This window comes from Brevibacillus sp. 1238 (genome assembly GCF_029892995.1).
GTDB lineage: Bacteria > Bacillota > Bacilli > Brevibacillales > Brevibacillaceae > Brevibacillus > Brevibacillus parabrevis.
In genome coordinates this window covers 1-9,892 of record NZ_JARXWC010000028.1, presented here as the reverse complement: position 1 = coordinate 9,892, position 9,892 = coordinate 1, and the positions used below count along the sequence as shown (strand labels likewise).

6 protein-coding genes and 1 rRNA gene are annotated in these 9,892 nt (G+C 47.3%); 2 read left to right on the top strand and 5 right to left on the bottom strand.

The window, feature by feature from the left end; translation table 11 throughout:
- The 4 genes from M2298_RS28125 to M2298_RS28110 form a co-directional block, all read right to left on the bottom strand.
- Positions 1-61: ribosomal RNA gene (locus M2298_RS28125) — 16S ribosomal RNA — on the bottom strand; the annotation flags it as partial.
- Between the two features lie 376 nt (positions 62-437).
- Complete coding sequence (locus M2298_RS28120) at positions 438-1,529, bottom strand: HD-GYP domain-containing protein (protein WP_173600197.1); 1,092 nt, start codon at positions 1,527-1,529, stop codon at positions 438-440.
- A 162-nt stretch (positions 1,530-1,691) separates the two neighbouring features.
- Positions 1,692-4,208, bottom strand: a complete 2,517-nt coding sequence (gyrA, locus tag M2298_RS28115) for a DNA gyrase subunit A (protein WP_173598259.1) — start codon at positions 4,206-4,208, stop codon at positions 1,692-1,694.
- Positions 4,209-4,437: 229 nt separating this feature from the next.
- Positions 4,438-5,622 carry an MFS transporter gene (locus M2298_RS28110; protein WP_173600196.1) on the bottom strand — a complete coding sequence of 395 codons (1,185 nt, stop codon included), beginning with the start codon at positions 5,620-5,622 and terminating at the stop codon, positions 4,438-4,440.
- Between the two features lie 522 nt (positions 5,623-6,144).
- On the opposite strand from M2298_RS28110, the gene M2298_RS28105 reads away from it, so the two are divergent.
- Positions 6,145-6,879 (top strand): response regulator transcription factor, encoded by a 735-nt coding sequence (locus M2298_RS28105; RefSeq protein ID WP_274874641.1) that lies wholly within the window; start codon positions 6,145-6,147, stop codon positions 6,877-6,879.
- Complete coding sequence (locus M2298_RS28100) at positions 6,876-8,234, top strand: sensor histidine kinase (RefSeq protein ID WP_173598257.1); 1,359 nt, start codon at positions 6,876-6,878, stop codon at positions 8,232-8,234. Before M2298_RS28105 ends, M2298_RS28100 begins: the two co-directional genes overlap by 4 nt.
- A 52-nt stretch (positions 8,235-8,286) precedes the next feature.
- Here the strand turns inward: M2298_RS28100 and M2298_RS28095 are convergent, their stop codons facing one another.
- Positions 8,287-9,561, bottom strand: a complete 1,275-nt coding sequence (locus tag M2298_RS28095; protein WP_173598256.1) for an MFS transporter — start codon at positions 9,559-9,561, stop codon at positions 8,287-8,289.
- Positions 9,562-9,892 lie beyond the last annotated feature (331 nt).

The window sequence follows — 9,892 nt, the reverse complement described above, 5'->3', positions numbered from 1 at the left end:
CTTGCATGTATTAGGCACGCCGCCAGCGTTCGTCCTGAGCCAGGATCAAACTCTCCAATAAAGTTTGTTACTGGTTCAAAGCTGGCAAATCATTTTAATGATAGACTCATCAACGCTTTCGCTGTTCAGTTTTCAAAGAGTATTTTTTCTTTTCGCCTCTCAAGGCGACTTTTCTATCTTATCATGTCTGCTGAGTTTTTGCAAGAAGTTTTTTCTTGGCTCGTTTCGCTCAGCAGCGACAATTCAATACTTTATCAAATGAGATTGAAGAAGTCAATACCTTTATCTTCTTTTCTTATTTGATGTTCGCCTCTAGCGAAGCGACAAGATGTATCTTATCACGTATAAAAGACATGCGCAAGCACTTTTTTAAAATATATTTAAAATCCGTTAAATAAAAATGAAAAGAGGCGAATTTTATCGCCTCTCCACTCTTTTTACGATTGCTCCAAGACACGAAGAATCGCCAAATGTCTCGATTCCACCAGATTTACGATTCTCCCTTTGGCTTCTACCATCGGTCGAGTAGGGTGATTACGGTCCGTAAATACAATTTTCCCAATCGTACCGTCACTTAACTCTACAATCGTTCCAACTGCAAATTGCGTAATCCCATCCACAAAGGTGCGCACGATCGTCGGGTCTAGCTTGCCAAAGCTGTCTTGCACCAATTGCTCGACTACTTCGTACGGCGAGAGCGCTTTTTGATAAATGCGGTCAGAGCACATCGCATGATACACATCAGCTACTGCAACGATTTTGCTGTACAGGTGCAATTTTGAACCAGGCAACCCCAAAGGATATCCCGATCCATCTTCCCGCTCGTGATGTTGCAAAGCTGCCAAGGCAACGCCTTCACTCAAACCGTGGGATGCTTTGATGATTTGATAGCCATAGACGGTATGCTTTTTGATCTCTTCAAATTCATCATCCGTCAGTTTCCCCGGCTTTTGCAAAATTCTGCGGTCGATTTTCGTCTTTCCTATATCCAGCAAAGTTCCCGCCAACGCAACCTGCATCCATTCCTTTTCCGGAACTTTGATCCATTTTGCAATCATATAAGAAATGATTCCGACCGCAATCGCATGCTCATACGTATAGCTGTCCATGCGCGCAAAACGCCGCAATGACAGCAATACTTGCGGTTGCTGCTGGAACTCGGTAATGATCGGCGTAACCACCTCACGCACTTCCATCACCGGAATGTTATTTCCGCCCTGCACACGAATCATCAAGTTTTTCAGTGTCGATACCGCTTTTTCAAAAGACTCCTGAATCGCTGGCTTGATGGTAGGCGGCTTGTCAGAACTTTTCACCGGCTCTTCCGCTGGTGCTTCCGCTTGCTCAGATATATATCCAGTCCCAACTTCCTCGATATGTACCTTCTTAATCATAAAAGCTTCGAGAAATTCAATTTCTTTCTCGTAAATAGGGGTGCCCTTTGAAAACAGGATTCCCCCTAATGCCGTATAAACTTCCTCTGCCAATCTTGCTCCGCTGTTCAGTTGCTTCACTTCCACGATGGGCAACCTGGTCACCACCCGATCCAACTTGTAATCACATAGTTTTCTTTTCCCAATTTTACTCCAATTTCAAACCAATTGCAGGAATAAAGTAACAGTTTGGGCAAACTTTCTGTTCAAAAAAGAGCGCCCCACAAAACTCGGAGCGCTCCATTCATGATCTTGGCATTATTCTTCTGTTGGTTCGTGATCGTCTGGTTCCACATTGGATGGAGCGTCAACTCCGTCAACCGCTTCTTCCATGTCCTCCAGATCGTCATCATCTTCATTCGGTGGGCATTTGGCTACTGAACCTACCTGTTCGTTTTCAGACAGACGGATCAGCTTCACGCCTTGCGTATAACGTCCCATTACAGAGATACCCTTCATCTCCGTGCGGATGATAATACCGGAAGTGGTGATAATCATCAAATCTTCTTCTGGCTCCACCACTTTCAGTCCGACCACATGCCCGCTGCGTTCCGTGACATTGTGCGTCTTGATCCCTTTACCACCGCGCGACTGAATACGGTATTCCTCAACAGGAGTCCGTTTGCCGTAACCGTTTGCCGTTACGATGAGAACTTCCGCGTTTGGCTTGATGACGTCCATATCAATGACATTGTCATCGTCGTCAAGCGTAATTCCCTTCACGCCGGTTGCGTTGCGTCCCATTGTCCGCACGTCACCCTCGTTAAAACGCACAGACATCCCTTTTTGCGTACCCATAATGATCTCTTGTTTCCCGTCAGTCAAACGAACACCAATCAGCTCATCGTCTTCACGCAGATTGACTGCAATCAGTCCGCCTTTGCGAATGTTCTCATACGATTCCAGCGTGGTTTTCTTGATAATCCCTTTCTTTGTAGCAAAGAACAGGAATCGCTCATGATCAAATTCCTTGACTGGAATGACCGCGCTGACCCGCTCCCCTTTTTCAATCTGGATCAGATTGATGATCGGAGTGCCTTTTGCCGTGCGGCTGAGATCTGGAATCTCAAAGCCTTTCAGACGGTACACCTTGCCCTTGCTTGTGAAGAACATGATGTAGTCATGAGAATTGGTAATATACAGATGTTCAACAAAGTCGTCATCCTTCGTTCCCAATCCCTGAACGCCCCGTCCACCGCGTTTTTGTGAACGATAAGTGGATACAGGCAGACGTTTGATATATCCGTCATGAGTCAGCGTAATTACGACATCCTCTTCCGGAATCAAATCAGCGTCTTCGATATGATTTTCATCAAAAGCGATGGCGGTGCGCCGCTCGTCTCCGAACTTCTCCTTGATTTCGCCGAGCTCTTCGCGAATAATCGCGTAGATTTTGGCTTCATCAGCAAGAATAGCTCGCAGCTCCGCAATCTTCACCAACAGCTCCTGGTACTCGTTCTCGATTTTCTCGCGCTCCAACCCGGTCAAGCGTTGCAGACGCATATCGAGAATCGCTTGTGCCTGCTCGTAGCTCAGGGCGAAGTTGCTCATCAGCCCCTCTCGAGCTTCTTCCGTTGTTTGCGAAGAACGAATCAGGCTGATAATCTCATCGATATGATCCAGGGCAATGCGCAAGCCTTCCAAAATATGAGCGCGCGCTTCAGCCTGCTTCAGATCGTATTCGGTCCTTCTGCGAATAATGACGCGTTGATGCTGCAGATAGTAATACAACATCTCACGCAGATTGAGGACGCGTGGGCGGCCATCGACCAATGCCAGCATGTTCACACCGAAAGTAGTCTGCATTTGCGTATGCTTGAACAGATTGTTCAACACAACTTTCGGAATGACATCGCGGCGCAGCTCCATTACGATGCGCATACCTTTACGGTCAGACTCATCGCGCAGATCGGTAATGCCTTCGATTTTCTTTTCCCGGACAAGCTCCGCGATCTTCTCAACGAGTCTTGCCTTGTTTACCTGATAAGGAATTTCCGTCACAATAATGCGCGGTTTTCCCTTTTCCTCTTCAATTTGGGTTTTCGCTCGCATGATAATCGAGCCTCGACCCGTTTCGTAAGCACGACGAATGCCACTTACCCCAAGGATCTCTCCCGCTGTAGGGAAATCCGGGCCTTTGATGATTTTCATCAAGTCTTGAACCGTAATATCCGGACTGTCGATCATGGCAATGACGCCATCAATCACTTCCGTCAAGTTATGCGGCGGAATATTGGTTGCCATCCCTACGGCAATCCCCGACGCACCGTTCAAAAGCAGGTTCGGGAAACGAGAAGGCAAGACTACAGGCTCTTCCTTGCGCCCGTCGTAGTTAGGCGTGAAATCAACTGTCTCTTTATCAATATCGCGCAGAAGCTCCAATGCCAGCTTGGAAAAACGCGACTCTGTATAACGCATGGCCGCTGCCGGGTCACCGTCAACAGAACCGAAGTTTCCTTGCCCTTCGACGAGCATATAACGCATATTAAAATCTTGAGCCATCCTTACCATTGCTTCATAGATGGAAGAGTCACCATGCGGATGGTAGTTCGCCATTACTTCCCCGACTACGTTTGCCGATTTACGGAACGCTTTGTCAGGAGTAAGACCCATATCATGCATGGCATACAAAATACGCCTGTGCACAGGCTTCAAACCGTCGCGAACATCAGGCAGCGCGCGACTGACGATAACGCTCATCGCATAGCTGATGAACGACTCTCTCATTTCTTGGCTAATATCGACTTTGGGAAACCGAGCAGTTTCTTCTGCCATAAACGGTAAACCTCCAACTGGTTATCACAATACGTTATTATACCATATAGAAAGAGGGCACGTCCAAAAATTCCAGTCGAATCAATCGATTCCCCTTGTTTTTCTCAGTTTTTCGCTCCGCTTTTACGGCAGCATCGACACACCATTTTATTCCATAGCTGTTTTACATTCACTTATGTTTTGCCATACCCGCTTTTCTTATGCAAAAATAAAAAAAGCCGAACCGATCTCAAGAAGAAATCGATTCGGACATAGCAGTCTTTTTGCCTTGCCGGGCCAAATAAATGAGGTAAATCAACAAGTAAAGTCCGAGCGCTACTAATGAATAACGATACATCACGGCAAAGCTGGTCATTTTGGCGATCGCCCCCAAAATCATGGCACCACCGCCGATCCCCAAATCAAATGCCGAGAAAAACGTCCCGGTAGCCGCGCCCCTTCTGGTCGGATCGACACGTTTGATCGTCCACGCCTGCAAGGAAGGCTGCACACCGCCAACACCAATACCAAACAATATCGCGGCAAGGATCATCTGCCATTCAGTCGTACTGTACGACAGCAAAAGCAATCCGCCGCCCAGGATAACTCCACCGGGAAGCAAAATCCACACAGGCCCCTTGCGATCAAACAACTTCCCAGCCAAAGGCCGAACCGCCATCAGTGCAATCGCATTGAACAAGAAAAACAACCCGATATTGACGATTCCGACCTCAATCCCGAACAAAGTAATAAAGCTGACGATTCCTCCGTAAATGATTCCGATCAACAAATTCAACAAGGACGGAAACAGCGCTGCCTTTTCCAAAAGCCCGCTTAACACGCTTCCTTGCTGTTTTTTCGCCGGAACAATCGGTTTGAATTTTACCAGGCGCGACAGTATCATCGCTAACGCAGTCAAGCCTGCTGAGATGGCAAAAAGCCAGCCGTATCCCCAGTTTTGCGAAACCCACAGCCCCAGAAGCGGACCGAAGCCCATCGCCAAATTGCTGAACATCCCGAAGTAGCCCATACCTTCTCCGCTGCGTTCCCGAGGAATGATATCAGACACAATGGTTCCGTAAGTCGTCGTGACGATTCCCCAACCGATCCCGTGCAAAAAACGAATCGCCAACACCAATGCCACGCTGACCATCCAATAGTAGCCTGCAACCGCCAGCAGAAAAATCGCCAAGCCGAGTAAAAGGACTGGCTTTCTCCCGATCGTATCCAGCGCTTTCCCGGCAAACGGACGCACAAGCAGCGCTGACACAGTGAAAAGACTGATGACAAGCCCTACCGCCAGTTGATCTCCGCCCATATCAGTCACATATACGGGAAGGGTGGGCAGAAGCATCTGAAAAGCGACAAACAGCATAAAGTTGGAGAGCGCCAGGATCACAAAATCCTTCGTCCACAACGCCTTTTTTTCTGACATAACACTCACTCTCCCATACGAGTCCTGATCCTTTTCAATACAATATTATATGTAATGTTTTAAAAGTCAACCCGCCGATGGCACTTCTCCCCTGCCCTTGCCATTCTGCGAGCCTCTCGATCGACATATTCATGTTCATCTTTTTCAAAACAAAAAAGACGCCGGATACCCGACGCCCTGCCGCTCTGATTCATTGGATAATGCTGAACGAAACCATTACAGCTTAACGATCATTTCCAAATCGGAGGTGCGAATCATTGTTTTGGTGTCGATCAGCAGTCCGAAGAACAGCACGGCTATCTTCATTAGTTTTCTCATGGTGTATCCCCTCCGTTTGTTTGTTACCTTGATTGTACAAGCTTCCAAGCGTCTCTCCCATCGATTTGCCTTGCATGGATCTTACAAAGCTGTAAGGCTTGCAAAAAAGTGTGGGAAAAGTATGGGAAAACCGCGCTGGCAACGGATCGGAGAAAAAACTGTTGTACAATAGCTTGTGAAGATAAGCCCTGCGGAGGAACCCCGATGAAAGACTTTCGTATCGCCATAGTTGATGATGATGTGAACATTCGCCAGATTGTTGCCGCCTATTTGCAAAAAGAAGGCTACCTGATAGATGCCGTAGGATCGGCAGAGGAAGCCTTTTTTCTAAAAGAACAGGCTCCCCCTGACCTTTGGGTTTTAGACATCATGTTGCCCGGTATTGACGGATATGAATTTTGCCGTCGCATCCGCGCGGAATCTGAAACGCCTATCATCATGATTTCTGCTCGTGATGAGGAAGTGGACAAAATACTCGGATTGGAGCTTGGCAGCGATGATTACTTAACCAAGCCGTTTAGCCCGCGTGAGCTGGTAGCGCGCGTCAATCGTGCTTTAAAACGTTGGGAACATATGCGTCAACCTGCTTCACAATCGGGACTCGCCTCTGTAGCGGCGCCAGCACCAGGTAAAAACTCTGCTTCAGAAGGTCTTCTCGTTTTGGATAAAGACAAACGACTCGTCTATTCGCTGGGGCACGAGGTAGAAGTGACTGCAAAAGAATTTCAGGTGCTCAGCCTGCTATCAGAGAATCCAGATCGGGCTTTTTCCCGAGATGAATTGCTGACGCTCGTCTGGGGCTACGACTATTTTGGCAGCGACCGTGTCGTCGATGATTTGATTCGCCGCATACGCAAAAAATTGAATCACATCCCGCTAGAGACAGTCTGGGGATTCGGCTATCGCTTGCGCAAAATGGAGGGGCCAAACGAAGGATGAATATCCAGTTGCGTATCACCTTGATGTTCGCCCTGCTCCTTTGCCTGGTGACCGGAATATCTGCTGTTCTGATCAATTCTTTTTTGCTCGACCATTTAATTGCCCAGCAAAAGAAGGAACTGACGCTAAAAGGCCAGTTCTGGATTGAAAAAACGACTCTTGCCGATCAAAAAATCACAGATGCGGACATCTCCGAGCTGGACAAGCTGCTCGTGTCCAATCGCAAGGTAGAGTTGCTATTGATCGGTAAAAAGAAGAAAGTGCTTTATACCACCTTGCCTTCTTCGAATGTAAACGATTGGCTGCAAGCCTTGGAACGGAAAGCGGAGAAACGGCAAGATAAGAACATCTGGATCATTGGCCAAGACGACTATGTCGTTGTCAATCTTCCTCTTAAAAACGATGAAAAGCAGCGCCTTATCCTCGCATCACCAGTTCGCGGGCTGAAAGATGTGCGAATGGAACTCACGACAAATATGTTGCTGATCGTATGCATCGGGGCTGTTTCGACGATTTTGCTCAGTTTTTTTATCACACGCAGCATGGTGCGACCGTTGAACAAACTGACCACAGAAATCAAAAAAATACAGTTTCGACGCTTCTCTGACGTCCAGCTTGTCCCGGCCCGTGGGGAGATTGCAGAAGTAGCAGAGAGTGTCTACTCCATGGCGCAGGAGCTTGATCGCTTTCATGAAATTCAGCGGCAATTTTTACAGAACGCCTCACACGAATTAAAGACTCCACTCATGTCGATTCAAGGATATGCGGAAGGAATACGCGATGGTGTTTTCGCAGAGGCAGCGGCACAAAAAGGATTGGATGTTATCGTAGAAGAAACAAATCGCTTAAAGCATATCGTTACCGAAATCATTTTGCTGGCGAAGCTTGAGAGTGAAGAAAATTTGTTTCGTCCCTCCGATCATTCGGCAACGGAGTTGGTGAACCGCGCAATTGAGCGACTTCATCCACTCCAACTGCAAAAAAAGATTTCCATTCAAATTCGTGCCGCCACTACTCCCGACATTGTTTATATAGATGAGGGAAAGGTGCTCCAGGCTTTTCTCAACATCATTGGCAATGCGTTACGACACGCCAGAGAAAAGATCGTCATCGCTGTGGAAGTCGGGAAACATTTTGTAACCGTTCATGTTATTGATGATGGAGCAGGCATCCAGGAAGATTTGCTGCCTCATTTGTTTCACCGCTTTGTCAAAGGGAAAAATGGCGAGGTAGGGCTAGGATTGGCTATTTCCAGAGCAATCATTGAGCGTTCACATGGCCGGATTGAAGTTGAAAATGGCGCGTTATGCGGTGCTATTTTCCGTATCTCTCTCCCGCTGGCCCCCCTTGCGTAAAACTAACCCCCAAGGTACTGAATCCTTGGGGGTTAACTTCGCGCTTTTACCGTTACATATTCCGGGAAACATCTACGCTGAGCGCGTTCCTTCCAATTCTCATTACCATAAAAGAAGCGAGCAGACAAAATGCTCCTGCGACAATAAACATAAAGAAGTAGCTGTTCAATACCGTATAGACGACTCCACCACCGTAAGCAGCTACTGCTGCTCCCAATTGATGGGCGGCCAGTATCCATCCAAACAAAATCCCTGCTTGCTCTCTGCCAAAAATATCGGTCGTCAATCTCATTGTCGGAGGAACTGTGGCAACCCAGTCCAAACCGTAGAAGACGATGAACAACCCCAAACTAAATGTCGAAGATGACAGCGCAGTAGGAAGAAACATCAAGGAAAGACCGCGAAGTCCATAATACCAGAACAACAGCCAGCGATTATTGTAACGATCCGACAGCCATCCGGAAAAGGTCGTTCCAATAATGTCAAAAATCCCAATCATAGCGAGCAGACTAGCGGCAGTAACTGCTGGAATACCATGCTCCATACAGGCAGCAATAAAATGAGTTCCGATCAAACCATTCGTAGACAAGCCACAAATAAAAAAGCTGCCAGCCAACAACCAGAAATCAAAAGAACGAAGACCTGTGTACAGCCCTTTCATTGCCGCCCGAAACGGATTTTGTGCCGGAGCGACATGCTCTCGATCAGCTACAGTCGCCCCATAAGCGAATAGCCCTTTATCGCTAGGGTGATTTCGCATCAGCATCGCAACCATTGGCACCATGACGAGCGCGACAGAAGCAATTACCCAAGACGCTATACGCCAGCCATCCGATTCAGCCAAACTGGCTAGCAAGGGCAAAAACACTAGCTGTCCCGTAGCACCGCTTGCTGTCAAAATCCCCATGACCAGACCACGTTGCTTAACAAACCACCGATTGGCAATCATCGCCCCCAATACTGATGCTGTACACCCTGACCCGAGACCAACAACCACTCCCCACAACAGTGTCAACTGCCAGGATGACTGCATCCATGTAGTCAGAGCAGCTCCTAATGCCAGCATGAACAGAGCCAGAATTGTAATGCGCCTGATGCCAAAACGATCCATTACTGCTGCAGCAAACGGCCCAACCAAACCATATAACAGCAAATTGACAGAGAGAGCAAAGGAAATAGAAGAACGGCTCCAGCCAAATTCTTGCTCAACGGGCACCATAAATACTCCAGGTGCCGACCGAATCCCTGCACCAATCAAAAGAATGAAGAAAGTCACTGCGGCAATTACCCATGCATAGTGGAAGCGTACTGAGGAATCCTGCTTCATAAAAGCTCCTTTCCCATTCATTACGAATTATGAACAGAAATTTCAGTATATTAATTCTGTAATCCATACTATAGTGGAGCAAGATTACAATGTAAAAACGAAATTTCCGATCTAATCCATCGGCGATTTCAGGGAAACGAGGAAAAACTCTTCACTCCGGCAAGCTCGTACATTTGGTGACGATGACGAGTAACCCGTTTTCTCATACAAAAAAAGCTGCATTCTCCATTACTCGTAAAAGTAATCGGGAATACAGCTTTTCTGCTTGTTCCTTCAAAACTGAATACGCATGATTGCTAAGCATGTGTGGATAAGTCCTCGACCGATTAGT